We start from the raw sequence: 23,898 nt of genomic DNA, 5'->3' as shown, positions 1-23,898 counted from the left end.
GGATCTAGAAGCCCTGATGCGCTCTCACCTGCATCAGGGCTTCGACTTTTGTGGGCCTATTCTTCGCTGTTTTCGTTTTCGGCTTCGTTGTCCCCTTCATCTGTCAACCCCAGTTCTCGCAGCATGTCGTCAACGCTTAGTTTGCGAAAGCCCGGGTGGTGCTTTACGAGCAGGACGGGCGAGGACTCCAATGCGTGATACGAGAAGATCCCGTACCCCGGACGACGTAGGGGGGTGAACCCGTAGCCAAGGTCATCGAGCTCGTCGGAAACTTGGTTCAAGAAAACTTGGCGAAGCTGTGTCCGCCCAGCCACGAGACGTATCGTCTTTTCGCTGAAGCGACCACGCGTCTTACCCGAGCGCGCCAGCAGAGTGGCCAGTCGAAGAGCTGTGGTTTGTGGTGTTTGGCGCATGGATTGGCTTTCTCAAAAGTTGCGTTTGCTAATTAAATTAGGTGCGTTTGTATTGTGTGTGTTGGGTGCGTCTGAATTGTAAATGGAAAGATCTCCTGGTCAAGCCTAGGAGTGGTCTTTCCGCTGAGTCGTGGTGGCGCGCTTGCCTTTGAAGGTCGAGCGCAGACGGGCCAGGATCTCTCCGTTCAGGCTGCGCTCGTTCGACTTCGCTTCAGCCTGCAACTGGGCTTTGAAGTCCGGCGGGATTCGGACCGGGGTTGGTGGCAGTTGGTGACGGTCGGTGGTCATGGTTGGTGATTCTTTCAGATTCTAACTTGTAGAGTCAACTAGATTCTTTGAAAAAGGATCAAAAAGAATCGATGATTGGGGGATGGAACAGAAGCAGTTGCCCCCGTACCCCCTCCGTATGCCGCCAGAACTTCGGGCCCGCCTGGAGGAAGACGCAGCGAAAGCAGGCCGCAGCCTGAATGCGCACTTGGTCACACTGCTTGAAGACCGCGAATTCCTCATGCAGGAGTTGATCAAGGCGCAGTACAAGATCGACAAGCTGCTTGAGATTCCGGCTGGCGCAGACACCAAACTTTCCCCCGCCGTGCAAGCGATCATTCAGCGCGAGGCCGATGAGGGCGGCATGTCGCAGGGCGATGCGCTGGCATCGCTGGTACTCGCGGGAGCTGCGCGCGGCGGGCCTGCCGTGGTGTACTTCGCTGCGAACCCCAGCAGGACGGCCGGGGGGTACATGGACGTGTTTAAGGCGGTTGCCGACCACATAGCGCCAGACACCACGATATTCATCGAGCACTCGGGGACGCGCGTGCACGTGCGTTCCGACGACGCACTCCCGCCGCCGGCGGAAGTCCCTCCGACCTGACCCCATTACAAAACTTTTGCAGTGGCCTACCGTTGTGGAAATCGCAATGGTTGCCATCACGCCCACCCGCCGCCGATGAGGTTGCGCAGGATGGCCGGGGTATCGTCCCATCCCATCCTTTCCTCGCTTTGCAGATGTTCAAAGACGGCGAAGCTCTCCTGGCGCGTGCGGGGCGGCAGCGTTGCCAGCATGCTGAAGCAGAAGCGCTCGTGGGCATCGCCAGCTGGGGCAGGATCTCCAAATCCATCGTTCAGGACGGCGCGCAATCGGTACAGCTGGTCCCAGTAAGCGATGGCGTACAAGCAATCGCTCAGCGTGGCAGGCGCCAGATTGGGCACGCCTGAAAAGCGGGCCCTCGCCTCCGAGGCGTCGAAATCTCCCAAAGCCTTCGAACGCTTCAGCCCTCGCAATGTCTTCTTGCAGGCCGCCTCTGGCGCTGTGTCCTTGAAGACTGCCTCCACGTTGCCGAAGCGGAAGATGGCTTCCTCTGCCCGGCTTTTCTTCTGTAGCGTGGACTTGGCCAAGCCCTCCAGGTCTGCGAATCCGAAGGTCATCAGCACCGCCGCAAAGTGGCCGTTCGACTCGCGCGAGACGTGGGCCGTGTAGCGCTTTTCCAATTCGTTCGCCGGTGTCTTGATCTTTCCGAACGCTTCCAGCGCCTTGTCGATGAGCTGTGGGTGCGCTGTCTCGATGCAGTCGCGCAGCCACAGCACGGCATCGAGTTCGCGGTCGCCCGTCACGTGCGTGGGCGCCGGCGTTTCTGGCACCGTCAACGCAGTGCTCGTGCTGGTCTGGATGGGAGGCAGCGTAAGCAGCGCGCGCAGGGCGGCGTTGTCGTGCCTGGTGGGGGCGCTGCGGACCGATGCACCAGGGAGTGCATCGCTGCTTGCAACGGCGTGCGCGTCGGTCATGCTGGCCTCCGCGCGAGCTGGGTGTGCCTGTCCAAGCTGGCCATGGAGCGGTCGGCGATTTCAAGGACGCGGCGCTCATGGCGCTGGACGTGGAAGGCGCAGCGGCTGGCGGGCACGGGGCCATGGCCCATCTGGCGGCGCCAGTACAGAACCTGTCCGGCATGCCAAACAGCAGAGAGGTGATCCCACTCGCTGGCAGCTGCAGCCACGTCGCGCGGGAGGGGGCGGATATTGCTGGACATGCTCACGCCTCCGCGGCCTGCAAGCGCAACACGTTGACCATGGCGCGCCTGGCGTGGACGGCATGCTCGCGGCCCACGCTGTGTGCCAAGGCCATCAGGGCAGCCTCAAGCGCTTCAAGGGTCACAGGGCCGGCATGCTCCAGCAGCGTGCCGGGCTGGATGATCGCGCCGAGTGCGGGGCCTACGGTCGACGCAACGCGGCCGCTTTCTGCCTGGGCGTCACAGTGGTTGGCCAGCTCCACTGCCTTGTCGGCCCACTCGCGGGCCATGGCGGCGGCATGGCGTAGCCCGCAAGCTGCGGCGGGCCAACGTCCTTCGGACATGGCGTTGTGGGCCAATGCGCTGCGGCGCTGGTTGTCCGCGGGTGCCGCCAGCAGGAGGGCGGCAAGTTCGGATGCTTCCATCTTCGCTCCATGTGAGCGCCACGGTGTGCGGCGCGATGAGCGAAGTATTACACCAACTGATTTTTAATTCAACACAAACACTGTTTTAGTGTTGAGTTTTTTCTGTTTTTCTTCAATCCCAGCGGGCGGGCCGCATGGAGTAGATCTCGAAAACAACGGTCTGCACGTGCTCGATGTCCATGCCCAGCGCGCCCTTATGCTGCTGAATCAGGCGCACCCCACGGTCATGGGCATCAGAGAGGCCGCTGGCGTTCACGAGAACCATGCCGATCTGTTCCTCCGTATCAGGCTTGTGGATAGCTACAAGGTACTTCCGGGTACCCTGCGCTGACGTTTTTTGACGTGCTGCCGTCGCCGCGTCGGCGCCCTCGGTGATCTCGGCGAGGGCATTGGCCTGGTCGGCCAGTCTGGTGCTGAACTGCGCTATGGACACGCCCAGGCCTCGGGCGAAGCCCGCAGCAGCCTTCAGGCTGAGCGGCGAGGCGCCGCGAAGGAAGTTGTTGACCGCGCTCTGCCCGCCGATTTCGTAGCGCTCTCCGAACTCGGCTTGGCTGGGGCGATTGGGGGTTGCGTCCCAGATGGCGCGCAGCCGCGCGGCCTCTTCTTGGTACATGGCGCGCTTGCGCTCTTCAATGGATTCGGTCGTCATGGTCGTAATGGTCATGTATTCCCGTGGTTCTTCCAAACACAAGAAAGTCGGCGACAAACACTGAATGGTGTTAAATTGGCGGTATGAACCGCACCAAACTGATCCGCCAGCATCTTGGTCTAACCCAGAAAGCACTCGGCGAAGCGATTGATTGCAGCCAAGCCTGCATCCTTGCCTACGAGCAGGGCCGGGCGCTGCCGCACAAGCGGGCCGAGAAGCTGATCGAGTACGCGGCAACGCGAGGCTGCGTGCTGGACTTCAACCACGTCTACGGCCAACGCCCTCTGCCGCGCTGGGTATCTGTCGATGTCGACGACGCCGTCGCCGATCACAGCTCAGCCCCTGAGGGCCACGGGGCGGAGCCGGCACATGCCTGACCAGCAGCCCCGGCCACGCCCCGGCGAGCCCGAGCCCGACCTGGTGCTGCCGCAGCCACCCTGCCCACCACTCGCTGGCGGCGCGGCGGCCACTGTGCCGGCGGGAGAGGGCGCGGTCATCACTTACTTCCCCCGCCACCGCCCAGGCGAACGCCGCGCACGGTCCGGGTCCAGCGTGGCCTGCGAGGCCACGTATCGGATGCACAGGTCTTCACCCACCCACACCATTTCGAGTGCCGACGTGCGCAGCGTCTGCGTGCGCTGGCCGGTGGCGGGATCGGTGTTGAGGGCTACCGATGTGCGTGTGCTGCGGTGGAAAACGGCGGGTGTGGGGTTCATGACGGCAAACCTTCGAGTGCTGGAAATCAGCGATGAATGGACTGTCCTTTTTTTGCCCCGAAAAAGCATCGCTACACGCCCCTAAGAAAAAGTAGGGGTCGGAAGCGAAACGGATTTGCTACGAATTAAAGAGCAACAACACTAGACAAATAGGCGCTTTCGAAAGGAGTGTCGTCTAGTGAAGACCACAGGAGCCCAAGAATGCAGAACCTCTATGACGACGAGTACGACGCGCTGAACCGGATGGTGGCAAACAGTAGCAAGACTGCCAAAGAACTGGCGGTGTACCTGTTTCCCCACCTGAAGATGGACAGCGCCTATGCCCGCCTGAAGGCGTGCCTGAACCCGGAGAAGGACGACAAGCTCTCCTTCGGCCAGATCATCGCTGCCATGCGGTTCTGCGGCACGGCCGATCCGCTGTACTTCATGTGCGACGAGACGCTCCATGCCCGACCCGACCGCAAGTCGGCGCAGGACCAAGCGGCCCGCATTGCCGACGTGATCGACGGCGCCACCAACACACTCAACACCGCCCTGAAGGCTCTCGCGCAGCTGCAGCAATCCCAGGGCAAGGGCGACGGCAACCTGAGGGCCGTGGCGTGACTTCACCCACCTGGCAAGAACTCCGCGACGCCGGCCGTGTGCTGATCGATCAGCCGGATCGCGGCTTGGCCATCTATCCCACCACCCTCGGCAAGATCGTGATCGTAGTGCGGGCGGTTGGCGGGGATGTTCACGTCGTACCAGTGCAGTTGCCTGAAGTCGACGCTGTGGCGCACGCGATAGCAGAGTGCGAGTCGCGGGCGACGGCCGCCCAGGAAATCCTCCACGAGAAGGCCTCCGCAATCGAGGCCTATCACCTCATCCAGCGCGCAATGGGGGCCGTATGAAACAGCGCTTCGAGTCCGTTTCTTCACTGGTGAGTGCTGCCGCAATCGAACCTGCGATGCGGTGCCGCGTTGCTCTGGTGCTGGCCGCATTTCAGGATCGCGAGGGACCGGACTTCCCCGCCCCCTTGAGCAGCCAAGCTGAGTTCGTTGGGTTGCCTCCAGACCAGATCCGGGGGCACATCGAAACACTGGCTGCGTTGGGAGTTCTGGTGGTAACCGTCCGTCCTGACTCTGGCTCGCCTGCGCCCTTGCCCAGCTACCGATTCAACAAAGCGCGCCTCCGCGCCTTGGCCCAACAGCACGGGCATACGCAAGACCTATTCGGGGACTTGCCGATGCCCCGCATGCCGTTCTTGGCGACGGACGTGAACGATGGGGCTCGCCTGATGGCCATGGAATTCCACGGGCTCCCGGGTCAGCGCACGGTCCATTTCTTTCTCGAGGGCGCACGAGGCGACATCCCATTTGGATGGGGATACCTGCGCATGCTTTTGCTGCCGGCGTTCGCGAAGGGGGCCTGGACCGGCGCATTGAATCCCAACGAGGGTGCACCTGCGTGGGCCCGACCAGTGAACACCGATCCCGAGACCATGGACGAGCTGCGGCAATGGGCACAGGTACTTGCGCTGGGACGCTCCGAGAGCATGTCGGACCCAGCCCCCATTCGAACGCACCCGCAAAAACAAAAAGGAACCGCTGATGGCCACTGATGCACGTATTTCGACCGGATTGCCCGGTCACCCTAAGGCCAAGAAGCTGATGCGACGCCTTGGGCAGGCTGCAGGTTGGAATCTGGTCTGCCTGATCCTCTGGACTGCCGCAAATCGCAGCGACGGGGATCTGTCCGGCATGTCCGACGAGGACATCGAACTCGCGGCGGAGTGGCAAGGAGAAGAGGGCCAGCTGGTTGAAGCTCTTGCGGCGGTGCGCTTCCTTGACGGTACGGATGGCGCTTACACATTGCACGATTGGCACGAGCACAACCCCTGGGCTGCCGGCGCAGACATGCGCAGCGCCAAGGCGCGTTGGAATGCCGCCAAAAGGCACCACGGTGCTGCCGAAGCTGACCGGCTTGTGCCGGAGTACGCTGCTAGCAGGAATGCTGCTAGCAATGCTGCGGTTGATGCTACTAGCATGCTGCCAGCATGCACGCAGCAAGCGAGTAGCAATGCTCCGTCTCCGTCTCCGTCTCCGTCTCCGTCTCCGTCTCCGTCTCCGTCTCCGTCTCCGTCTCCGTCTCCTCCCGTAATACCAGACCCTATCGGGTCTTCGTCGGCTTCGCCGCCCGGCGACGTGCAGCCCGGCCTGGACGGCATTGAGCCGGTTTTGGGTGAGGGAGAACAATCGAAGATCCCGAAGGTGCCGCCGTGCCCCATTGAGCGACTCCTCGACGTCTACGCCGAAGCTTTGCCAATGCTGCCTCAGCCGCGCAGGTCACTGTTCCGCGATGGGGAAGGCGCCACGGCCCTGCGCCACCGATGGGCGTGGGTGATGACCGAAAAGCACGAAAACGGAGATCGAAAAGGTCAGCGGCTTGCCGTGACGGTTGACGAGGGTATCGCTTGGTTCGCACGCTATTTCGCCTACGTCGAGCAGAGCGACTTCCTCACCGGGAGATCTGGCAAGTTTCGAGGTTGCGACATTGCATGGCTGGTGAAAAAGGCCAATTTCACGAAAGTGATCCAGACCAACTACCACGGCGAACAGCGGGAGGCTGAGCATGCGTGAGCAGCCACGGCTGGCCATTCCCGTGAGCCTGGAGGCCGAGTCTGCGTTGCTCGGCGGGCTGCTTGCCCACCCCGACGCGCTCATGCGAGTTGCGAGCATCAGCCCGGAAGCGTTCTACAACCCGTTTCATGGCGAGGTGTACCGTGCGATCCAGCGCTTGGCCGCGCAAGGCCTGCCTGTGGAACCTGTCGCGGTGCAAGTCGACATGCAGCGCCACGGTTTCGATGCAGACGTTGAGGACCTGATGGGCCTGGCGTCCTTGGCTGTCGGGACTGCCAGCACGCGCATGTACGCCGCCACGGTGGCCGACTGCTATCGCCTGCGCAAGCTCATGGACGTGGGCCGCGAGATCGGTGAACTGGCGATGACCCCGGGGCACAACTTCGCGGAGCAAGCGGACAAGGCCCAGATGCTGCTCGCGAAAGTGGCCACGGTGCGCAGCCGGAGCGACCCCAAAGCCATCTCCGAGTCGCTGGTTGAGTACCTTGCGGTGCTCCACGATCTGAGCGAGGGAAAGAACCCAGCTATTCGGACCGGCATTGGAGGCTTGGATGACATGCTCAACGGTGGGCTGCGCCGGGGCGAGCTGATGGTGATCGGCGCACGGCCGAAGCATGGCAAGACGGCCCTGTCGCTCACGATGGCTCGGAGCATCGCGCGCGAGCACGGCGTTCTGTTCCTCAGCCAGGAAATGAACATCATCCAGCTGATGCACCGGCACACCGCCGCAAGCGGTGGGATCGGCCTGGGCCGCATCCTGGCCGCGAAGCCGGAGGATGCGGGCATGTGGTCTGGCGTGACGGACGCCGCGAGCAAACTGGGCGGTCTCAGGCTGTACCACGACCAGCAAGGCCAGCTCACGCTGATGGACATTCGTCGAAAAGCCCTCAAAGTCAAACGCGCTGCTGGGCTTGACGTTCTGTTCATCGACTTCCTGCAGCTGATGGCGGGCGGCGGCGAAGAGAGCCGAAACCGTGAACTGGACGTAATCGTCAATGGCATCAAGGCCATGGCCATGGATCTCGATTTCGCAGTGGTGCTGTTGAGCCAGATGAGCCGGAAGGCAGATGAGCACTACGGCCGGCCGCAAATGACACACCTTCGCGACTCCGGCGCCATCGAGGCGGCGGCGGACCAGGTGGCGCTGCTGTTCAACGACTGGGCCCACCCCATGAGCAAGAAGCTCGCCCAGTTCAAAGGGTACTGCGAGTTGGAGGTCGTCGCGCACCGCAACGGGCCACAGGGCCTGGTTCCCCTCCAGCTTATCGGCGAGCTGCAGCAGATGGGCGACTGGATAGGCGAGGTCCCCAAGCGGCTTTCCGAACCCGATACGGCCATGAGCAGGCGCCCGCCAGCCGGTCTTTGATGGGCCAGGGCCCGCGACATCAACCAAGTCCAATCCGAAGGAGCAGCACCATGAATGCCAACGGCATCGAGTTCGCCCACCGGCGGCCGCAAACCAAGGACTCCGCCCTGGAGTTCGCCCAGTTCACAGCTTTTGCAGCGCTCTGCGCCCATCACGGCGCAGCGTCCGCGGTGACGGCGGTGTTCTACGACACGAAGTGGTGCGGGTTCGACATCGACGCCGCCGCTGGCGTTGAAGGTGGGCCGCTGCACGGCGTCATCCAGCGCTGCGCGGAGCAGACCCTGCCCCAGTTCATCCTGTTCGGGACCTATGGCGAGTGGAACAGGGCGGAACCGCTGCCCGCGGGGCCCTGAAAAGGAAAAGCCCGCCGAAGCGGGCCTTCCCGGTCAATTCGACCTGAGCACTTGAATTGTATCTGGGGAGATGCTGATGAACGACATGACCGAAACAACGCACGAGGCCGAGGAGGCCGAACTCACCGCGAGCGAGGCGCAAGCCCTTGCGAAGCTGAATGGCCGAAAGAGCACTCGCGACAGGGTGTTCGACGTGATCGTGGAGATGACCGATTCTGAAATTCCGGCCCGCGCACCTGAAATCGCAGCGATCACCGGTCTTTCAACGGCCATCGTCTACGACTGCGTCAAGGAGTTGAAAAAGCGGGAGCGCATCTACAGCGACAACGGGATGCTGTATGCCTGTACCGAACACACAGAGACCCAGTCCGTCTCGCACAGCTGGTTGCCGAATGGGGCCGTGAAGGTGGAGAAGGGTGACGTGGTGCTGGACCTGAACCCCAGAGAGGCCCGGGCACTCTTCTCTGCCGGAGCCGGCTTCGCGCAGCAGGCGGCGGTGGTGGTGATGGATCACCGCATCAGCGAGCAGCAAGCGCAGATCCGCAGGCTGCAGCGCAGGTCGGTGACGATGGAAACTGCTCTGGCCGACTCCATCGCATTGAATGAGCGGCTGTCCAAGGACATTGAAGAGCTCAAGCAACTGAAGCGGGACCTGGGAGGCTGAGATGGCAAAAGATGTGTTCTGGACGCCGGAGCGGGCGGCGCTACTGGGGACGGCCGCCGATGCACAAATTGCGCGCATCGTCGGCAGGAGCATCACGTCGATTCGTGACGCTCGCCAAAGGCACGGCATTCGTCCGTTCTGCACGCCGTACCAGTTGACGCCAGCGCAGGTCGGGCAGCTTGGAAACAAGCCTGACAAGGCGCTCGCCTCAGACTGGGGATGCGCCCCCTCAGCCGTGGCCATGTGGAGATACGCCCGTGGCATCTCCGCTTTCCAGACTCAAAAAGCCTGGACAGAAGCGGAAATTGCATTGCTGGGCACCCTGTCGGACGCAGCAGTGGCACAGCGTGTGGGGCGCAGCCGAGCGGCAGTAACGGCGATGCGTCGATCGCGCGGAGTGGCGTGCTCTGCCGTGTCGCTCCCTCATCCGCACCTGGAAGACATCAAGCGCGACTACACGACAACCCTCGCCACTGTGAGCGAAATTGCCAAGCGCTACGGCGTTGACACCCAATTCATCACCAAGCGGGCCAGGAAGCGAGGCTGGACCCGGCCCAAGTAGAGGGGAAGGAGGATAGCCAACCGGCTACGCGTAACTCGCCGGAGCGCTTTCCTCCGTGATGACGACGCGGTACGCCGTGTCTTTCTCGTGGAGCAGCGTCAGCAGCGCAACGCCGGAACCGTTGCCAGCTGCGGTCTGGATTGCGGGGTAGAACCCCAGCGTGCGCCGGACAGAAAGGGCGTCCCAGTCGCTAAACGGCTTGAAGACAATTGCCCGCTCTGCCGCTGGCAAATCATCCCCACGCTGTTCCGCCAAATGCTGGCGTGCGCGCTCCTTCGCGAACAACACGGCCCACTTGATGCCGTCTTCGCCATCACAGTTGAAGCGCTGCGCCCAATAACCGCGCAATTCTGGATCGGAAGTGACTATCGCGGCACGCACTATGGCGTGGTCCCCTGATCGAACCTTCGAGATCATCAGGAGATCTGGCAGACCGTTGGGTCCAAGTGGGAGTTCGTAGATCTCGGGTGTCAGGTCGTCGGGCATCGGATTCTCCAGGGCTGGTTGTTGCCCCCGGTCTGGGGGTAGGCCATTGTGGGTGCCCCCAGTAGGGTTTCCAAATTCTGAATGCGCACGCAACCATGCGTGTAAATGGCAACCGGCAACCGCAAGACCCCCAAACCAGCAACCAGCAAGCCCGCAGGCGGCAAGACTGCGCCCGCGTCCACCATCAACTGGGCGGGGGTGAAGAAGGCTTACTGCGGTAGCCACCAGTCCACCCGGGAGATCGGCAGGGCGTTCGGGATCTCACACACCATGGTCGCCAAGCGCGCCGGCGCAGAGGGCTGGGAGCGCCCCCCCAAGGAAGAGAAGGCCCAGCGGACGAAGGCAGATGTCCCGACAGCGGGCAACTTCGCACCTACCCCCAAAAGGGTGCAGGTCGAGCTGGACTCACGGGTGCAGCGCTTCGTCTCCGAATTCCTGATCGACCTGAACGGCAGCCAGGCGTACATGCGCGCCGTGCCCGGGACGGCCGAGAAGACCGCCCGGACCATGGCTTCCCGCCTGTTGGCGAGAGTGGACGTCCAAGCAGCCATCAAGGCAGGCCAGACGCACCTGCAGGGAGTCGCCCAGGTGTCGGCCGCCCGCGTGATCCAGGAGATAGCCCTGGTGGCCTTCGCCGACCCCCGCGAGCTGGTCGAGACGAAGGTCGGCTGCTGCCGGCACTGCTGGGGCACGAACTTCCTCCGCCAGCGCACCCAGTACCAGCGCGACGCTGACTTCGAGCTGTGGCGCAAGAAGGCCAAGGAGGGCGAAGTCTTCGACGAGGAGGGTGGCACCGGCTTCAACCCTCACCTGTCGCCCAACCCGGCATGCATCGAGTGCTGCGGCGACGGCCACTCGCGCGACGTCATCAAGGACACCCGCTACCTGAGCCCGGCCGCCGCGGCGCTGTATGCCGGCGTGCGCCGCACGAAGGAGGGCTTCCAGGTGCTGACCCAGGACAAGGGCGCGGCGCTGGACCGCCTGGCCCGGCACTTGGGGGTGTTCGAGAAGGACAACACCCAGCGCAACGACCCGCTGGCGCTGCGCACCATGTCCGACACTGAGCGCGCGGTGCGCCTGTCAGCCGTGCTGCAGGGCAACCCCGGGCTGCTCGCCATGTTCGCGCAGCTGACCGGCGGAGGTGTCACCGAATGATGCTGTCAGCACCTACGCCCGAGCAGATCCTGGCCACGTTCAAGGGCATGACGGCCGAGATGCGCGCCGCCGTGGACTCCTTCCTGATGCTGGCCAGCCCTGCCATCTGGGTGCCGCAGGCGGGGCCGCAATCCGCCGCCTTCCACTCGCAGGCCGACGTCCTGTTCTACGGGGGCAGCGCGGGCGGCGGCAAGTCGGAGCTGCTGCTGGGCCTGAGCCTCACGGAGCAGGAGCACAGCATCGTGTTCCGCCGCGAGGCCGTGCAGCTGATCGGCCTGGAGGAGCGGATGACGGCCATCCTGGGGTCACGCCAGGGCTACAACGGCCAGGACCACCTCTGGCGCCTGCCTGACAAGAGGGTGTTGGAGCTGGGCAGCGTGCAGAAGCCCGACGACTGGATGAAGTACCAGGGCCGGCCGCACGACTTCAAAGGCTTCGACGAGATCACCCACTTCACCGAGTTGCAGTTCCGCACCCTCATCGGCTGGATGCGCACGGACAACCCGAACGTGCGTCAGCGCGTGGTGGCCGCCGGCAACCCGCCCACCACCGCCGAAGGCGAGTGGGTGAAGCGGTACTGGGCGGCCTGGCTGGACCCACAGCACCCCAACCCCGCGAAGCCGGGCGAGCTGCGCTGGTTCGTGACGGACGAGAAGGGCGAGGACCAGGAAGTGCCCGATGGCACGCCGGTGATGGTGGGCGACGAGCTGATGACGCCCAAGAGCCGGACCTACATCCCCTCGCGCGTCGACGACAACCTGTTCCTCACCACGACCGGCTACAAGGCCACACTGCAGGCGCTGCCCGAGCCGCTGCGTTCGCAGATGCTGCGCGGCGACTTCAACGCGGGCTCGACCGATCCCGTTTGGCAGCTCATCCCCACGGACTGGGTGAAGGCGGCGCAGGCGCGCTGGGTGGACCGCACCACCAAGGGCGTGATGACCGCCATGGGGTTCGACCCTTCGCGGGGCGGCCAGGACAAGTCGTCAGCGGCCCGCCGGCACGGCCAGTGGTTCGACAGGATCATCACCGCCCCGGGCGTGGTCACGAAAGATGGCCCGACCGCGGCCGGCTTCGTGGTGCCGCTGATCCGCGACGGCGCTGTGGTCTGCATCGACTCCATCGGCATCGGCTCCAGCGCGCTGGACTTCATCAAGGGCTTGGGCCTGCATGTGCACGCCGTGGTGGGCTCCGAGGGCAGCTCGTTGATGGACAAGGCTGGCCAGCTGCACTTCCGCAACAAGCGGGCCGAGTACTACTGGCTGCTGCGTGAGGCGCTGGACCCGACCAACCCCGACCCCATCGCACTGCCGCCTGACCAGGAACTGCTGGGCGACCTCACTGCGCCCAGATACAAGGTCGTGACCATGGGGCGCCACGCCGCCATCCAGATCAGCAGCAAGGATGACATCCGCTTGGTGCTGGGCCGCAGCCCGGACAAGGGCGACTCCGTGGCCATGACCTTCGCGGCCGACATTCCGAAACCAGAGCCCAAGCCACGGGCCAAGAGCTGGCGGGATCGCCTGGCCGGCTCTGACTCCGACCACTGGGACCAAGCGACTGCATGAACATGGAAAACTCTTCCTACCCCATCCTGGCAGACAGCGCCGCGCGCGATAACTGGGCGCGCTACCTCTACGGCAAGGACCGTGGCCACACCGACTACCTGCCGCACGCGGCCCGCTGCGAGGACATGTACCTTGGCGGTGGCCGCCAGCTCACACCCGAGCAGCGCGCAGCATTGATCGCGGCCCGCCGGCCTGGGTACGAGTTCAACCAGATCATGCCCAGCGTGAACAGCGCCATCGGCTACCAGATCCACAACCGGATGGACATCGCGTTCAAGCCACGGGGCGGGGACTCGGACCTCACGAAGGCTACGACGATCTCCAAGGCCGTGATGCAGGTGGCTGACCTGTGCGCGCTCCACTGGCACGAAACCCAGGTGTTCAGCGACGGCCTGATCCAGCAGCGCGGTTACTACGACGTGCGGATGTCCTTCGACGAGAACATCAAGGGCGAGATCGTGGTGGGCACGCTGGACCCGCTGGACGTCATCCCCGACCCGGACGCCAAGAGCTACGACCCGGACAAGTGGGGCGACGTGATCATCACCCGCTGGCTCACCCTCGACGAGATCGAGCAGATCTACGGCAAGCTGGCCCGCAAGCGCGCGGAAGGAAGCAACGACGCCGGCCAGGACTTCGGCGACCTCGAAGACGGTGTGGAGCGGAACAAGTTCGCCACCCGCAAGGACTGGGGCTACACCGATGCATGCGCCACCAAGGAGGATGGGCTTGATCGCTACCGCGTCATCGACCGCCAGCGGTTCGTGTACGAGCTGACGTCCTGCCTGGTGTGGCCTGGGGCCGGGGACGTGCAGGTGGAAGCCACGATGGCAGCCGACTCCATCGCAGACGCGTTGAACAACGGCGCGGTGCGCGCCAAGCGCATGCGCCGCCGCATCAAGTGGGTGGTGACGACATTCACGGCCACGTTGCACGATGCCTACAGCCCCTACGAGCACTTCACGGTGGTGCCGTACTTCGCATACTTCCGTCGCGGCAAGACCGTGGGCATGGTGGACAACGCTATCGGTCCGCAGGAGGTGCTGAACAAGGCGGTGTCCCAGGTGGTGCACATCGTGAATTCGAGCGCCAACAGCGGCTGGGTGGTGGAGGAGAACTCTGTCACCAACATGTCGATGAAGGAGCTGGAGGTCCGTGGTGCCCAGAACGGCCTGGTCATCGAATACAAAAAGGGCTCCAAGAAGCCGGAGAAGATCCAGCCCAACCAGGTTCCCACCGGGGTCACGCACCTGATCGATCGCGCGGACAAGGCGCTGAAGGATGTGACTGTGCCCGAGGCCATGCGCGGTCAGCAGGGCCCGGAGACCAGCGGCATTGCCATTCAAGCCAAGCAGTTCGCCAGCCAGCAGCAGCTGTCCGTGCCTCTGGACAACCTGGCATACACGCGCCAGCTGCTGGCCAAGCGAATCTTGAAGCTGGTGCAGCGCTACTACGACACCTACCGCATCTTCCGCATTACCGAGACGGACCCCAAGACCGGCAAGCCGAAGGAAGAAGTGCTGGAGATCAACAAGTTCGACCCGGCCACGGGCGGCTACATCAACGACGTGACCATCGGGACCTACGACGTGGTCATCACCGAGCAGCCGATGCAGGTGACGTTCCAGAACTCGCAGTTCCAGCAGGCGCTGGAGATGCGCAAGGCGGGTGTGAACATCCCGGACCCCGTGATGGTTCGCTACTCCAACCTGGCCGACAAGCACGAGATCCTGGAGTCGCTGCCTGGCGCCCAGCCGCCTGCCGATCCAACGGCCGAAGCCCGCGTGCGCCTCCTCGATGCTCAGACACGCAAGACCGACGCCCAGGCCACCGACGTGAAGGTGAAGACCCAGTACAGCGGCGTGCAGACGGCACAGGTCGTGGCCCAGGTCCCGGCCACTGCGGCGCTGGCCGATGGGCTGCTGAAGTCGGCGGGCTACGTCGATCAGGACGCGGGGCCCATCGTGCCCGAGGCGCCGGCCGGGCTACCCACCGTGGACCTGCCGCAGAACACCGACCCCATGAATCCCGCAAGCCCAGGTGTGGGCGCGAGCGAAGGCATTGAAACCCTGGCCGCAGACGGCCTGCAACCCTGAAGGAGAACCGCGTTATGACCACGAACCCAGAAAGCCAGTGCAGCCGCGAAGTCACCTACGACTTCGGCAAAAAAACCGCCCAGTGTGGCGCCAGCGTGAAAGGCCATCCGTTGCTGTGCGACACGTGCCGCACGCAGGCCACGACCGTGACGCCCGCGCCGGTCGACGCCGATGGCCTCGGGGCGGAAGCGCGCTTCGCGGATCTGTAGGCATTTCTCGCCGATCAGCAACCCATCATCTGAAGGAGAACGAGACTATGAACATCCGAGAACTGAAGCGCCGCCTGATGCCCTACAGCGGCTACATGAAGCCCGCAGAAGAGGGCGACGCGGCGGCCGGAGGAGCTGCAGAGGAGGCGCTGGACCTGGGCAACGACTTGCCCGAGGATGGCGCGCCTCAGGCTCCAGCGCCCAGCGCTGCTGCAGCCCCCGCCCCGGCGCCGGCTGCCGCTTCGGATGCCGCAGGCGGTGGTGCCGATGATGCTGACGAGCCAGGCAAGCCGGGCGGCGGCATCCCCCGTGTGCGCTTCAACGAGGTGAATGACCGGCGCAAGGCGCTGGAGAGCGAGAACGAGGAGTTGCGCGCACAGCTGGCTGCCAGTGCCCGCGGCGGTGCGGCACCTGCTCCCGCTCAGGCTGCACCTCAGACCGCTGCAGTGGATGTGGACGCCCTGGAGGAGCAGTACACCCAGGCGCTGCTCGACGGTGACTCCAAGGCTGCGGTGGCGCTGCGCAAGCAGATCAACCTGCACATCGAGGAGGCGGTGGTGCAGCGGTTCGAGCAGGCCACCCAACACAGCCAGTCCGTCGCCAAGTCTCAGGAAGTGACCGCGGATGCCTTGGCCACCTATCCCTGGCTGAACGAGCCCGAGGGTGCGGAAGCATTGGAGCTGATCGATGCGTCGGTCCGCGCGAAGCTGGCCGGTGGTGTTCCACACCACGTGGCGCTCGCCCAGGCCATCGCCACCATCGCCCCGCGCTTCGCTCCAGACGGTCCCCCCAGTAGGGTGTTGCCTGGAAAGGCCGACCCCGTGGACACTCGCCTCAAGACAGCAGACGAGCGGGGTGCAGCGCACTCCCTCCTGCAGCCAGCGGCAGTGCAGGCGGGCATGGGCAACCGAGCCACGGCGCCCAAGATCGACGAGTCCACCAAGCTCAGCGATGAGCAGATCGAGGGCCTGTCGAAAGCGGAGCTGGAAAAGTCGCTCGGCATCGCGTAGCACCGCCAAGGCTGGCAAGGGTTCACCCACCTTGCCAGCGTCATCTCCGGGTTGTCGCCTCAGGCTGGCGTAAAACGGTCCGGCGCCTTGGCCGCCTCAACAGCCATGTTCTCCGCAGATGGGCGGCGTCATGTCCCGAGAAGTACCCCAACCTATTGGAGATAGACATGGCATTCACCGCATTCGGCGAACTCACGCCGATTCAAAAAGTCAACTGGTCCCGCGTCGTCTGGAAGGCCGCACGCGACCAGATGTTCCTCAAGAATTTCATGAGCGACACGGGCAACAGCGTCGTGCATCGCGTCACTGAGCTCACCGAGACTGAGAAGGGCACCCAGTGCCTGTTCCAGCTGGTGGCCGACCTGATCGGCGACGGCGTGCGCGGGGACGATGAGCGCGAGGGCAACGAAGAGGCTATGGACTCCCACAGCCAAATCATCCAGATCGACCAGGTCAGCCACGGCACCAAGAACAAGGGCCGCTACGACGACCAGAAAAACGTCATCAACTTCCGGCAGCAGGGCAAGGACAAGCTGTCGTTCTGGCTGGCGCAACGCACCGATGAACTGGCATTTCTCACGATGTCGGGCATCAGCTACGCCTTCAAGAATAACGGTGCGCTGCGCATCGGCTCGGTTTTCCCTGACCTGACGTTCGCTTCCGATGTCACGGCGCCGTCCGCCAAGCGCTCGTTGATGTGGGATGGCACGACCCTGCAGGCGTCGAACACCGCCAGCATCACGACGGGCTACGTGCCGAAGTACAACATGATCGTGGACGCCATCGCCTACGCGAAGGAGCGCCGCATCAAGCCGCTGATGTCCGGTGGCAAGCCGTACTACGTCATGTTCGTTGCCCCGGGCTCCCTGGCCGCTCTGAAGAAGGACGAGGCCTACCAGCGTGCCGTGGTGCAGGTGGCTGCGAAGGCCGGCCTGGACTCGCCCTGGTTCACCGGTGCGACTGTGACGGTGGACGGCGCGGTGATCCACGAGCACAACCTGGTCTACAACACCAAGGGCGCGGCCAGCGGTTCGAAGTGGGGTTCCGGTGGCCTGGTCAACGGCACCCGCACGCTGCTGTGCGGCGCGCAGGCACTGGCTTTCGCCGACATCGGCGACGGCCATTGGGTCGAGAAGCTGTTCCAGTACGACAGCCAGATCGGTCTGAACATCGACCGAATGATCGGCTTTAAAAAGCCCGTCTTCCCCTCGATCTACGACGGCAGCGACGAGGACTTCGGCCTCGTGACCATCGACCACTACCTGCAGTAAGCAGCGCACGGAGGGATGGGGCCTGCGGGCTCCGTCCTTTCATCCTCCCCTTGTTGTTGAAAGGAGGCCACCATGGCCATCAAGAAGAACTCCGGTCGGCAAGAGCTGATCGTCGCCCACCTCGACATCGGCTTTGCCGACCCCATCGCCTACGGCACTGCTGAAGAAGCGTTCGACCTGCCCGGCAACGCCATCCTGCTGGGCGGCGACGTGGTGGTGAAGACGCCCTGGAACAGCGCGACCACTGCCACGCTGAAGCTGGGCGACGTGGCGGACGATGACCGCTACACCGCCTCGCCCATCGACCTCAAGACCGCCGGCCGCACCGCGCTGACCCTCACGGGCTACAAGCACACCGTGGCACAGGCGCTCAAGGCGCTGATCGCCCAGACCGGCGCGGGCGCCACGGCTGGCGCTGCGCGGGTGACCATTCTGTACTTCGTCGAGGGCCGCGCAGCCTTCAGCCAGGGCTGATCCCTGTTCTCGTGGTCGGGTCGTTGAGGCCCGTTCGCCCGGCGGCTTCATCTCCGCCGGGCTCTTTTCCAGGACACCATCATGAAATTCCGCTCCCCCTCTGACCAACCCATCCATGTCGCCCTCACGACGGGCCACACTGCCTCCATTCCGCCCGAGGGTGTGGAGCTGGCACCGATGTTCCACAAGGAAGCCAGCGCGCGCGGCGCAGTGCTGTTTGACGACAGCGGCGCCTCCGCCATCACACCCGAGGCCCGCAAGGCCGCCATCTCCGCCGCTATCACCGGCATGCTGGATGGCAAGGCCGAAGACGACTTCACGGCCGAGGGCAAACCCAACCTCACGCGCCTGAAGGCACGGCTGGGCTTCACTGTGTCTCGCGAAGAGGCCGACGCTGTCTTCACCGAGCTCACGGCCAAGGTGTAAGCCATGAAGGTAGAGGACTTCTTCCGAGAGTTCCGTGACACGGTGGCAGACCACGCGGAGCCGCCGTTCTGGACATCCGAGAACATAGTCCGCTACCTGAACGAGGCGGTGCAGGAAGCCTGCGAGCGAGCGAAGCTTATCGAGGATCGCCTGACGCCTGCCGTGTGCAGCATCGCCCTGCAGCCCAACGTCTCCACCTATCCACTCCATCCTTCTGTCTTCGAGATCAAGCGCGCCACGCTGCGCGGCCGACCGCTCGACGAAACCAGCGTGGAGGAGATGGACGACGACTGCCCCGGGTGGGAGAACCAGAAAGGCCTCCCGCGGTGCTTCATCTTCGAGCAGGCCAGCGGCGCGCAGCCGGCCAACTTGCGCCTGGTGCGCATGCCCACGCAAGCCGACACCGTTGTCCTGACGGTCTACCGTGGTGCGCTCAAGCCGCTGAGAGCAGATCTCGACATGGGCCGGCCCGAGATCCCCGAGCGCTTTCACGAGCGGCTGATGGACTGGATGCTACACCGGGCATACCTCAAGCAAGACGCCGACGCCTACGATCCGGAAAAGTCCGCGACGTCACTCGCCCTGTTTGTGCAAGCCTTCGGCGAACGCCCTGACGCCAACGTCCAGCGCAAGCAGCGCGACCGCCGGCCGCCCCTGGTTCGCATGAACTGGTGAGGGCCGTGCCCCAGTGGGGTTTGGCGCTTGAGCCCTTGGCCAGAAGAATTCCCCCAAGACTTTCCAAAGGCCACCACCATGCGCAGAACACTCGCCCAGATCGCCGCCGCCACCATTCCCCACTACCGTGACGGCGGACGCATTCGCGGGCCCGGTACCGGCACCAGCGACTCCGTCAACATCAAGGCCTCGAACGGCGAGTTCATCATGCCCACCGACACGGTGCGCAAGGTGGGCGCACGCCGTCTGCAGGACCTGGTCGACATGACCCACGAGCCCAGCGGGAAGGCGCCGCTCCGTGGCCGCTACGTCGAGGGCGGCTTGGTGGACGAGAAGCGCCCCAACAGCTTCGGCGATGCTGCAGCTGCGACGCAGGCGCCCGGCACCACGGTCGTGCAGCCACCAGCGCCTGTGCCCGCGGCACCCCCGCCTGTAGCCGCACCCGCGCCAGCACCGGCAGCCTCTGCGGTCTCGCAGATCCCCACTGGTGGACTGACGGCGCCGGCGGCTGACGGTTCGCAGGATCGGTGGTCGAACACCGAGACCGGGCGCAACCTGTCAAACATCGCTTCTGCGCTGCCCGGCTCCCTCGGCGGTGCCATCCCGGCCGTAGCCAGGACCGGCGGGGCGATCAGCGGCGGCATCAACGCTGCGACGCGGCTCCTGAACGCTGGTGCAGGTGCTGCAGCTGTCAGCGCGCTCCCAGGCGCTGCAACTGCCCAGACTTCGCCCACGTCGGCGGCCGGCGCAGGGCGCGGCCTGATCAACCCGCCAGCTGTGAACCCTTCGGCCCCCACGCCAGCCTCCCCCCCGGCAGTCTCCAGCACAACCAGCGCCACGGCGCCGGGCACCACCAGCGACGTCTCCCGTGTCGGCAACAGCTACTCCGGCAGCAACGTGGCCGGCGACATCACCGTGAACGGGCGTACCGCAGGCGGCGGCTTCATGAACTCCGGCGAAGCGTCTGCCCAGCGCGCGCCCATCGGCATGACGCCCGAGGCAGCGCAGCGCGCCGGCCTAATCGGTGCCCAGGTGATTGAGGGCAACGGCGCACGTGAGCGCCTGATGGCTGCGGGCACCGGCCAGGCTCCGGCGGCGCAGGTCAGTCAGCAGAACATGGCGGCGGCCGACAACCTGGCCGGGAGCCAGCAGCAGGATGCTCGCACCCGGTTGATGGCACTGGCCACCGGTGGAGGTCAGGCGCCCGGTGTTCAGGCCCCGATGGTGCGCAACAGCGCGAACGACTGGCAGGCCCGCAACGACCTGCGGAATCTGGCGGTAGGCGCCAGCAGCATCACCAACACCCCGGAATGGAGCCGCGGGGCCACGCAGGACTGGCGCGGCCGACAGGTGGGCGGACAGGCGGATCAGAACGGCGCCGTGGCTGCGTACAACGCGGCTCAGCGAAATGACCTCGCCCTGCGTTCGGCACAGCCCGGCCTGGACCAAGCCGCTCTGCGCGAAAACGCTGGGCTGCAACGCGAGGGCATGCAGCAGACCGGAGAGACCCAGCGCACCGGCATTCGCGCTCAGGGCGTGAACGATACGAACCAGATCGCCCGCGGCCGGCTGTCGCTCGAGCAGATCGCGGCGGGCTACACCAACCGGTCAGCCGACCGCATGGACCGGGCGCAAGCCGACCTGGAGAACGCCCGCACCCCCGAAGGACAGAAGTCAGCCCGCGAGCGCCTGCTGGCCCTGGCAGGGAAGGCGCCTCAGAACGAGTGGGGGGTGCAGGTCACGCCAGCTACGAAGAACGCCGACGGCAGCTCCACCCAGGGGAGCGTGTGGCGGTATAACAAGGCCACCGGGGAGACTGCGCGGGTGGATGGCGGGGAGCAAGCTGCTCAGCGTGTATCAACCCAAGCCCAGTTCAATGCCCTGCCGAAAGGGGCCACCTACGTCGGCGCTGACGGGCGGACTTACCGCAAGCCTGCGTGATTTACCTGGCGGGGTTGACCAGCTCGCCCCCGAACTGGTCACGCTGGCCAGAGCCCTGGCCGCCAGGAGTGGCCTTCACTGCCCGCTCATAGTCCGCCTGCGCCCCGACCGACATCAACACGGGCACGAGCGCCGCCAACAGCACGAATGCCACGCCCACCGCGATCCAGCCCTTCGAGGTGCTGGTCTTGCCGTCGCGGTCGCTGGGCCACTTCGAGAACGCCACGAACCACAGCAGCAGCATGTTCACGATGGGGACGAACATCAGCAGCGACAACGCGCCGTTGAAGCCTGCGCGCTGCAGGATGCGCCACAGGGGCACGATGAACAGTGCGAGCAGTGGCACGGCCATGGCCAAGACGATGATCCAGTGGAATGGACTGAATGTTCCCATTTTTAACCTTTGTGCGTTGCGAAAAGTCTTGAAACGGAGCTTGTTGAGCTTAGTTTTAACCTGTTATTAACTGTTAATGTATTATTTTGCGTCTAGGACCGGGGCTCCCCGCCAATCGCCTGGAGGCTCACCATGTACCAATCGTCATCTCTTTCTCCTGCATCCGCCGCTCGGATGATGCTCGCTGGTCATTGGGATCAACGCTTGCCCGTGGATCCCGAGGCTCTGGCTGGCCGTGTCGGTTTGCGAGTCAACCCGTTGCCAGCCACGGCGCCGTACAGCGGCTGGTTTGATGATGCTCGACGGACAATTGAGTACAAGCAGTCTGAGGCGAGAGTGCGTCGACGCTTCACTATCGCTCACGAGTTGGGCCATTTTGCATTGGGACACGGTCCTCGACCGCGGGACACTCCAGCTGTTTTTTCTTCTCGTGTGTCTGACCCGAAAGAGCGAGAGGCCAACCAGTTTGCTGCTGAGTTGCTGATGCCAGAGGGCGCAGTGAAGCAAGTTGTGCAGTCTGGGCGCTTCAACACGTTGGATGAACTCGCTACTTTATTTGACGTTTCGAAGGTGGCGATGTCATACCGCATGAACAACCTCGGCTTCGGCTTCTTTTCATGAGTACGCCTTCGGACGCGCCAGAGTCAAAATTTGATCTGGCGGGCGGTGAAAATCCGTCATTTAAAGAAGGTCGAACAGTTAGCGAAGTTCTCCAAGAGGCGAGGTCGCGTCGGACACACCGCTTCGCTGCTGCAGCGTTGATTTACATCGTGGTGGCAGTGCTTCTCGTGGCGGTCTCCAATGTGATCCGGGCGATCAACTTAGATCTCCCGAAGCTCCAACCCGCGGCTATCGGCCTGGTTGCGTCGTTGGTCGTCGCGATCTCGGTACTCACGATTGCCCTCGCAAAATTTGCTTATGGCCTTTCGTCCTCAAACGAGAGAAAAGGCAAGGCCAAAGAGGATGAAAGCACCGTGGCGCCTCCGGTAATCGAAGCCGTGAAAACGGCGGGTGACTTGCTTGCCAAAGCCGGTGAGTTTCTCAAGGGGGCGAAACCTTAGCTAATCCAAGCCCGCCCGGGTGGGCTTTTTCACTCATGTGCTGCGCGGCGCGGCGGAGATGCAGTCCTACAAGCGATCATCGGCGGTTGCTCCATGATCCCGATGCCGCCACTCCTCTGGCGGCGATCCCTCCCTTTTCGGCCCGCTTTCTGCGGGCTTTCTTTTGGGCGCGTCCGCCGCTCTCAGGTCACTCGCGCGGCCCACTTGCCTGCCATCGCCAACCCTGCTCCAAGAAGAGCTCCGAAGATCGCGAGTGCCATTCCCTCAGCGCTTGTGGGGATCGGTAGCGGCACTGAGGCGAGTGCTTTGTCCAGTTCCACGAGCACCCCGATCTTGCGTTCGATGCGATCAACTCGCGACGCCAAACGCCAACCCAACAAAGTAAGAAGGCCGCAAACTGTGAACATCGCGCGCCCGAAGACTTGCCAGCAGCGCGGGCACCAGAGCAGAATTTGTAGCAGTCGGTCCACAGTGGTTAGTTTTTAAGGATGAAGAGTGTCAGTTGCCTGAAGCAGGGCTCGACAAAAGCAACTGCCCGAACATCGCATACCCATTGGCACCAAGTTCGTATAGTTCCTTGCCAAACTTCACCACTTTTGATCCGCTATCCGCCACCTTCGCCGCTTTCGAAATCAGCTCCATCCCACGAGTGACGGCTCCTTGCGCTTCCGGCCCGGCCGCTGTCGTCTCTGCAACAAGCACCTCGGACGCATTCCGCATTTCACCAGACTGCTTGTTCACTGCGTCTACGATGGGCTGCACCCCGTTCAGTTGATAAAGCATCAGCGCAATGCGTAACTCTTCCACTTGACCTTCAAGTAGCTCTCGTAAATCTGCCGGTAGGCTCTCGCCTTTTAGGAGTGTTTCTTGGTCCTCAAGCGCCTGGACCAGCGTGGCCAACACTTCTGCGTCAACTTCGTTCTCGTCAAACTTGCCGAGCACCCATGACATCCACGCAAGGCTAGCGCGAACCTCCGCAGCCGTTACCTTTGCGTGAACGTTGCCCCATTGCTGGTGGAGGAAGGCCGTTCGAAAGGCGTCAGTTAAGCCGTTGACCACTCCCGTGTACAGAGGCGCTGGGACCTGAAGTTCAACCATTTTGCGTTCTAAGAGCCGAGTCTCCCTACGAATCGCCCCAACAGCTCGCATAACGTTCTCATCACGCACCTCAGCTCCTGTCCCTTTTAGCCAAGTGTTCCATCCGTCGACCTGCGGACTGCCATGGGAAAGTGGCAGAAAGGCTTCTAAAACTGCAAGTATTCGGGTTGCTGGGTTCATTTTTTCTCCTTGCAGCACTCTAGCAGGGCCCTCAGCATCGGAAGTGCGCCGCCCCAGTAGGGTTTGCCCCCCCATTCCCTTGGTG

The 23,898-nt window shown here is 63.7% G+C and carries 32 protein-coding genes; 22 read left to right on the top strand and 10 right to left on the bottom strand.

Features of this window, described 5'->3' with window-relative positions; genetic code table 11:
* Window positions 1-56 precede the first annotated feature (56 nt).
* Window positions 57-413 (bottom strand): hypothetical protein, encoded by a 357-nt coding sequence (locus ACSQ3D_RS11020; protein WP_436126910.1) that lies wholly within the window; start codon window positions 411-413, stop codon window positions 57-59.
* A gap of 105 nt (window positions 414-518) precedes the next feature.
* Complete coding sequence (locus tag ACSQ3D_RS11015) at window positions 519-701, bottom strand: Arc family DNA-binding protein (protein WP_436126909.1); 183 nt, start codon at window positions 699-701, stop codon at window positions 519-521.
* A gap of 82 nt (window positions 702-783) precedes the next feature.
* Between ACSQ3D_RS11015 and ACSQ3D_RS11010 the strand changes: the two genes are divergently transcribed.
* Window positions 784-1,284, top strand: coding sequence for an Arc family DNA-binding protein (locus ACSQ3D_RS11010; protein WP_436126908.1), 501 nt, complete (start codon window positions 784-786; stop codon window positions 1,282-1,284).
* A 56-nt stretch (window positions 1,285-1,340) separates the two neighbouring features.
* On the opposite strand, the gene ACSQ3D_RS11005 is transcribed toward ACSQ3D_RS11010, so the two are convergent.
* From ACSQ3D_RS11005 to ACSQ3D_RS10990, 4 genes are all read right to left on the bottom strand, one after another.
* Complete coding sequence (locus tag ACSQ3D_RS11005; protein ID WP_436126907.1) at window positions 1,341-2,195, bottom strand: hypothetical protein; 855 nt, start codon at window positions 2,193-2,195, stop codon at window positions 1,341-1,343.
* Window positions 2,192-2,437 (bottom strand): hypothetical protein, encoded by a 246-nt coding sequence (locus tag ACSQ3D_RS11000; RefSeq protein ID WP_436126906.1) that lies wholly within the window; start codon window positions 2,435-2,437, stop codon window positions 2,192-2,194. The genes ACSQ3D_RS11005 and ACSQ3D_RS11000 overlap by 4 nt, the downstream gene beginning before the upstream one ends.
* Window positions 2,438-2,439: 2 nt before the next feature.
* A complete protein-coding gene (locus ACSQ3D_RS10995) occupies window positions 2,440-2,841 on the bottom strand; it encodes a hypothetical protein (protein WP_436126905.1) in 402 nt (133 codons plus the stop codon).
* A gap of 112 nt (window positions 2,842-2,953) precedes the next feature.
* Entirely contained in the window at window positions 2,954-3,490 is a 537-nt protein-coding gene (locus ACSQ3D_RS10990; protein WP_436126904.1) for a hypothetical protein, read from the bottom strand.
* Window positions 3,491-3,573: 83 nt separating this feature from the next.
* Here ACSQ3D_RS10990 and ACSQ3D_RS10985 point away from each other — a divergent pair, with 83 nt between their 5' ends.
* A complete protein-coding gene (locus ACSQ3D_RS10985) occupies window positions 3,574-3,867 on the top strand; it encodes a helix-turn-helix domain-containing protein (RefSeq protein WP_436126903.1) in 294 nt (97 codons plus the stop codon).
* Between the two features lie 123 nt (window positions 3,868-3,990).
* Here ACSQ3D_RS10985 and ACSQ3D_RS10980 read toward each other — a convergent pair whose 3' ends face one another.
* Window positions 3,991-4,206, bottom strand: a complete 216-nt coding sequence (locus tag ACSQ3D_RS10980) for a hypothetical protein (protein WP_436126902.1) — start codon at window positions 4,204-4,206, stop codon at window positions 3,991-3,993.
* Between the two features lie 201 nt (window positions 4,207-4,407).
* Here ACSQ3D_RS10980 and ACSQ3D_RS10975 point away from each other — a divergent pair, with 201 nt between their 5' ends.
* The 8 genes from ACSQ3D_RS10975 (at window position 4,408) to ACSQ3D_RS10940 (ending at window position 9,769) form a co-directional block, all read left to right on the top strand.
* Window positions 4,408-4,809 carry a hypothetical protein gene (locus ACSQ3D_RS10975; protein ID WP_436126901.1) on the top strand — a complete coding sequence of 134 codons (402 nt, stop codon included), beginning with the start codon at window positions 4,408-4,410 and terminating at the stop codon, window positions 4,807-4,809.
* Window positions 4,806-5,096 carry a hypothetical protein gene (locus ACSQ3D_RS10970; RefSeq protein WP_436126900.1) on the top strand — a complete coding sequence of 97 codons (291 nt, stop codon included), beginning with the start codon at window positions 4,806-4,808 and terminating at the stop codon, window positions 5,094-5,096. The genes ACSQ3D_RS10975 and ACSQ3D_RS10970 overlap by 4 nt, the downstream gene beginning before the upstream one ends.
* Window positions 5,093-5,806: a hypothetical protein gene (locus ACSQ3D_RS10965; protein WP_436126899.1), complete on the top strand. Its 714-nt coding sequence runs from the start codon at window positions 5,093-5,095 to the stop codon at window positions 5,804-5,806. Before ACSQ3D_RS10970 ends, ACSQ3D_RS10965 begins: the two co-directional genes overlap by 4 nt.
* Window positions 5,796-6,824, top strand: a complete 1,029-nt coding sequence (locus ACSQ3D_RS10960) for a hypothetical protein (protein WP_436126898.1) — start codon at window positions 5,796-5,798, stop codon at window positions 6,822-6,824. The genes ACSQ3D_RS10965 and ACSQ3D_RS10960 overlap by 11 nt, the downstream gene beginning before the upstream one ends.
* Window positions 6,817-8,190, top strand: a complete 1,374-nt coding sequence (locus ACSQ3D_RS10955; protein ID WP_436126897.1) for a replicative DNA helicase — start codon at window positions 6,817-6,819, stop codon at window positions 8,188-8,190. The genes ACSQ3D_RS10960 and ACSQ3D_RS10955 overlap by 8 nt, the downstream gene beginning before the upstream one ends.
* Window positions 8,191-8,240: 50 nt before the next feature.
* Window positions 8,241-8,543, top strand: coding sequence for a hypothetical protein (locus ACSQ3D_RS10950; RefSeq protein ID WP_436126896.1), 303 nt, complete (start codon window positions 8,241-8,243; stop codon window positions 8,541-8,543).
* A gap of 76 nt (window positions 8,544-8,619) precedes the next feature.
* Entirely contained in the window at window positions 8,620-9,207 is a 588-nt protein-coding gene (locus ACSQ3D_RS10945; RefSeq protein ID WP_436126895.1) for a hypothetical protein, read from the top strand.
* 1 nt (window position 9,208) lies between these two features.
* Window positions 9,209-9,769 carry a hypothetical protein gene (locus ACSQ3D_RS10940; RefSeq protein WP_436126894.1) on the top strand — a complete coding sequence of 187 codons (561 nt, stop codon included), beginning with the start codon at window positions 9,209-9,211 and terminating at the stop codon, window positions 9,767-9,769.
* A gap of 24 nt (window positions 9,770-9,793) precedes the next feature.
* On the opposite strand, the gene ACSQ3D_RS10935 is transcribed toward ACSQ3D_RS10940, so the two are convergent.
* Window positions 9,794-10,255, bottom strand: a complete 462-nt coding sequence (locus tag ACSQ3D_RS10935) for a hypothetical protein (RefSeq protein ID WP_436126893.1) — start codon at window positions 10,253-10,255, stop codon at window positions 9,794-9,796.
* A gap of 105 nt (window positions 10,256-10,360) precedes the next feature.
* Here ACSQ3D_RS10935 and ACSQ3D_RS10930 point away from each other — a divergent pair, with 105 nt between their 5' ends.
* The 10 genes from ACSQ3D_RS10930 (at window position 10,361) to ACSQ3D_RS10885 (ending at window position 21,080) form a co-directional block, all read left to right on the top strand.
* Window positions 10,361-11,410: a terminase small subunit gene (locus ACSQ3D_RS10930; RefSeq protein WP_436126892.1), complete on the top strand. Its 1,050-nt coding sequence runs from the start codon at window positions 10,361-10,363 to the stop codon at window positions 11,408-11,410.
* Complete coding sequence (locus ACSQ3D_RS10925) at window positions 11,410-12,978, top strand: terminase (RefSeq protein WP_436126891.1); 1,569 nt, start codon at window positions 11,410-11,412, stop codon at window positions 12,976-12,978. The genes ACSQ3D_RS10930 and ACSQ3D_RS10925 overlap by 1 nt, the downstream gene beginning before the upstream one ends.
* Window positions 12,979-12,980: 2 nt before the next feature.
* Window positions 12,981-15,074 carry a genomic island protein gene (locus ACSQ3D_RS10920; protein ID WP_436126890.1) on the top strand — a complete coding sequence of 698 codons (2,094 nt, stop codon included), beginning with the start codon at window positions 12,981-12,983 and terminating at the stop codon, window positions 15,072-15,074.
* A gap of 14 nt (window positions 15,075-15,088) precedes the next feature.
* Window positions 15,089-15,283 (top strand): hypothetical protein, encoded by a 195-nt coding sequence (locus ACSQ3D_RS10915; RefSeq protein WP_436126889.1) that lies wholly within the window; start codon window positions 15,089-15,091, stop codon window positions 15,281-15,283.
* A 47-nt stretch (window positions 15,284-15,330) separates the two neighbouring features.
* Window positions 15,331-16,293, top strand: a complete 963-nt coding sequence (locus ACSQ3D_RS10910; protein ID WP_436126888.1) for a hypothetical protein — start codon at window positions 15,331-15,333, stop codon at window positions 16,291-16,293.
* A gap of 167 nt (window positions 16,294-16,460) precedes the next feature.
* A complete protein-coding gene (locus ACSQ3D_RS10905; protein ID WP_436126887.1) occupies window positions 16,461-17,564 on the top strand; it encodes a N4-gp56 family major capsid protein in 1,104 nt (367 codons plus the stop codon).
* Window positions 17,565-17,636: 72 nt separating this feature from the next.
* Window positions 17,637-18,038, top strand: a complete 402-nt coding sequence (locus ACSQ3D_RS10900) for a hypothetical protein (RefSeq protein ID WP_436126886.1) — start codon at window positions 17,637-17,639, stop codon at window positions 18,036-18,038.
* A gap of 81 nt (window positions 18,039-18,119) precedes the next feature.
* Window positions 18,120-18,464, top strand: a complete 345-nt coding sequence (locus tag ACSQ3D_RS10895) for a hypothetical protein (RefSeq protein ID WP_436126885.1) — start codon at window positions 18,120-18,122, stop codon at window positions 18,462-18,464.
* A 3-nt stretch (window positions 18,465-18,467) separates the two neighbouring features.
* A complete protein-coding gene (locus ACSQ3D_RS10890) occupies window positions 18,468-19,139 on the top strand; it encodes a phage adaptor protein (protein ID WP_436126884.1) in 672 nt (223 codons plus the stop codon).
* A gap of 78 nt (window positions 19,140-19,217) precedes the next feature.
* The gene (locus ACSQ3D_RS10885) at window positions 19,218-21,080 is read left to right on the top strand and encodes a hypothetical protein (protein ID WP_436126883.1); all 1,863 of its coding nucleotides are present in this window, start codon (window positions 19,218-19,220) and stop codon (window positions 21,078-21,080) included.
* Window position 21,081: 1 nt separating this feature from the next.
* Here the strand turns inward: ACSQ3D_RS10885 and ACSQ3D_RS10880 are convergent, their stop codons facing one another.
* Complete coding sequence (locus ACSQ3D_RS10880; RefSeq protein WP_436126882.1) at window positions 21,082-21,474, bottom strand: hypothetical protein; 393 nt, start codon at window positions 21,472-21,474, stop codon at window positions 21,082-21,084.
* Between the two features lie 132 nt (window positions 21,475-21,606).
* On the opposite strand from ACSQ3D_RS10880, the gene ACSQ3D_RS10875 reads away from it, so the two are divergent.
* Window positions 21,607-22,095 (top strand): ImmA/IrrE family metallo-endopeptidase, encoded by a 489-nt coding sequence (locus ACSQ3D_RS10875; RefSeq protein ID WP_436126881.1) that lies wholly within the window; start codon window positions 21,607-21,609, stop codon window positions 22,093-22,095.
* Window positions 22,092-22,535: a hypothetical protein gene (locus ACSQ3D_RS10870; RefSeq protein ID WP_436126880.1), complete on the top strand. Its 444-nt coding sequence runs from the start codon at window positions 22,092-22,094 to the stop codon at window positions 22,533-22,535. Before ACSQ3D_RS10875 ends, ACSQ3D_RS10870 begins: the two co-directional genes overlap by 4 nt.
* 498 nt (window positions 22,536-23,033) lie before the next feature.
* On the opposite strand, the gene ACSQ3D_RS10865 is transcribed toward ACSQ3D_RS10870, so the two are convergent.
* Window positions 23,034-23,813: a hypothetical protein gene (locus tag ACSQ3D_RS10865; RefSeq protein WP_436126879.1), complete on the bottom strand. Its 780-nt coding sequence runs from the start codon at window positions 23,811-23,813 to the stop codon at window positions 23,034-23,036.
* Window positions 23,814-23,898: the final 85 nt, after the last annotated feature.

The organism is Acidovorax sp. LjRoot117, from assembly GCF_964252695.1.
In the GTDB taxonomy this organism is placed as follows: Bacteria; Pseudomonadota; Gammaproteobacteria; order Burkholderiales; family Burkholderiaceae_C; genus Acidovorax.
Note: the sequence above shows the minus strand (reverse complement) of the source record. Positions and strands in the feature narration are given on the sequence as shown.

What these genes read in the sequence shown, in the direction of transcription:
- ACSQ3D_RS11020 (WP_436126910.1), bottom strand. Translation starts at nt 413, where the DNA reads ATGCGCCAAACACCACAAACCACAGCTCTTCGACTGGCCACTCTGCTG.
- ACSQ3D_RS10980 (WP_436126902.1), bottom strand. Translation starts at nt 4,206, where the DNA reads ATGAACCCCACACCCGCCGTTTTCCACCGCAGCACACGCACATCGGTA.
- ACSQ3D_RS11010 (WP_436126908.1), top strand. Translation starts at nt 784, where the DNA reads ATGGAACAGAAGCAGTTGCCCCCGTACCCCCTCCGTATGCCGCCAGAA.
- ACSQ3D_RS10990 (WP_436126904.1), bottom strand. Translation starts at nt 3,490, where the DNA reads ATGACGACCGAATCCATTGAAGAGCGCAAGCGCGCCATGTACCAAGAA.
- ACSQ3D_RS10870 (WP_436126880.1), top strand. Translation starts at nt 22,092, where the DNA reads ATGAGTACGCCTTCGGACGCGCCAGAGTCAAAATTTGATCTGGCGGGC.
- ACSQ3D_RS10915 (WP_436126889.1), top strand. Translation starts at nt 15,089, where the DNA reads ATGACCACGAACCCAGAAAGCCAGTGCAGCCGCGAAGTCACCTACGAC.
- ACSQ3D_RS10950 (WP_436126896.1), top strand. Translation starts at nt 8,241, where the DNA reads ATGAATGCCAACGGCATCGAGTTCGCCCACCGGCGGCCGCAAACCAAG.
- ACSQ3D_RS10895 (WP_436126885.1), top strand. Translation starts at nt 18,120, where the DNA reads ATGAAATTCCGCTCCCCCTCTGACCAACCCATCCATGTCGCCCTCACG.
- ACSQ3D_RS10905 (WP_436126887.1), top strand. Translation starts at nt 16,461, where the DNA reads ATGGCATTCACCGCATTCGGCGAACTCACGCCGATTCAAAAAGTCAAC.
- ACSQ3D_RS10965 (WP_436126899.1), top strand. Translation starts at nt 5,093, where the DNA reads ATGAAACAGCGCTTCGAGTCCGTTTCTTCACTGGTGAGTGCTGCCGCA.
- ACSQ3D_RS10945 (WP_436126895.1), top strand. Translation starts at nt 8,620, where the DNA reads ATGAACGACATGACCGAAACAACGCACGAGGCCGAGGAGGCCGAACTC.
- ACSQ3D_RS10935 (WP_436126893.1), bottom strand. Translation starts at nt 10,255, where the DNA reads ATGCCCGACGACCTGACACCCGAGATCTACGAACTCCCACTTGGACCC.
- ACSQ3D_RS10880 (WP_436126882.1), bottom strand. Translation starts at nt 21,474, where the DNA reads ATGGGAACATTCAGTCCATTCCACTGGATCATCGTCTTGGCCATGGCC.
- ACSQ3D_RS10900 (WP_436126886.1), top strand. Translation starts at nt 17,637, where the DNA reads ATGGCCATCAAGAAGAACTCCGGTCGGCAAGAGCTGATCGTCGCCCAC.
- ACSQ3D_RS10930 (WP_436126892.1), top strand. Translation starts at nt 10,361, where the DNA reads ATGGCAACCGGCAACCGCAAGACCCCCAAACCAGCAACCAGCAAGCCC.
- ACSQ3D_RS10885 (WP_436126883.1), top strand. Translation starts at nt 19,218, where the DNA reads ATGCGCAGAACACTCGCCCAGATCGCCGCCGCCACCATTCCCCACTAC.
- ACSQ3D_RS10920 (WP_436126890.1), top strand. Translation starts at nt 12,981, where the DNA reads ATGGAAAACTCTTCCTACCCCATCCTGGCAGACAGCGCCGCGCGCGAT.
- ACSQ3D_RS11015 (WP_436126909.1), bottom strand. Translation starts at nt 701, where the DNA reads ATGACCACCGACCGTCACCAACTGCCACCAACCCCGGTCCGAATCCCG.
- ACSQ3D_RS10890 (WP_436126884.1), top strand. Translation starts at nt 18,468, where the DNA reads ATGAAGGTAGAGGACTTCTTCCGAGAGTTCCGTGACACGGTGGCAGAC.
- ACSQ3D_RS11005 (WP_436126907.1), bottom strand. Translation starts at nt 2,195, where the DNA reads ATGACCGACGCGCACGCCGTTGCAAGCAGCGATGCACTCCCTGGTGCA.
- ACSQ3D_RS10995 (WP_436126905.1), bottom strand. Translation starts at nt 2,841, where the DNA reads ATGGAAGCATCCGAACTTGCCGCCCTCCTGCTGGCGGCACCCGCGGAC.
- ACSQ3D_RS11000 (WP_436126906.1), bottom strand. Translation starts at nt 2,437, where the DNA reads ATGTCCAGCAATATCCGCCCCCTCCCGCGCGACGTGGCTGCAGCTGCC.
- ACSQ3D_RS10910 (WP_436126888.1), top strand. Translation starts at nt 15,331, where the DNA reads ATGAACATCCGAGAACTGAAGCGCCGCCTGATGCCCTACAGCGGCTAC.
- ACSQ3D_RS10925 (WP_436126891.1), top strand. Translation starts at nt 11,410, where the DNA reads ATGCTGTCAGCACCTACGCCCGAGCAGATCCTGGCCACGTTCAAGGGC.
- ACSQ3D_RS10955 (WP_436126897.1), top strand. Translation starts at nt 6,817, where the DNA reads ATGCGTGAGCAGCCACGGCTGGCCATTCCCGTGAGCCTGGAGGCCGAG.
- ACSQ3D_RS10875 (WP_436126881.1), top strand. Translation starts at nt 21,607, where the DNA reads ATGTACCAATCGTCATCTCTTTCTCCTGCATCCGCCGCTCGGATGATG.
- ACSQ3D_RS10865 (WP_436126879.1), bottom strand. Translation starts at nt 23,813, where the DNA reads ATGAACCCAGCAACCCGAATACTTGCAGTTTTAGAAGCCTTTCTGCCA.
- ACSQ3D_RS10975 (WP_436126901.1), top strand. Translation starts at nt 4,408, where the DNA reads ATGCAGAACCTCTATGACGACGAGTACGACGCGCTGAACCGGATGGTG.
- ACSQ3D_RS10985 (WP_436126903.1), top strand. Translation starts at nt 3,574, where the DNA reads ATGAACCGCACCAAACTGATCCGCCAGCATCTTGGTCTAACCCAGAAA.
- ACSQ3D_RS10940 (WP_436126894.1), top strand. Translation starts at nt 9,209, where the DNA reads ATGGCAAAAGATGTGTTCTGGACGCCGGAGCGGGCGGCGCTACTGGGG.
- ACSQ3D_RS10960 (WP_436126898.1), top strand. Translation starts at nt 5,796, where the DNA reads ATGGCCACTGATGCACGTATTTCGACCGGATTGCCCGGTCACCCTAAG.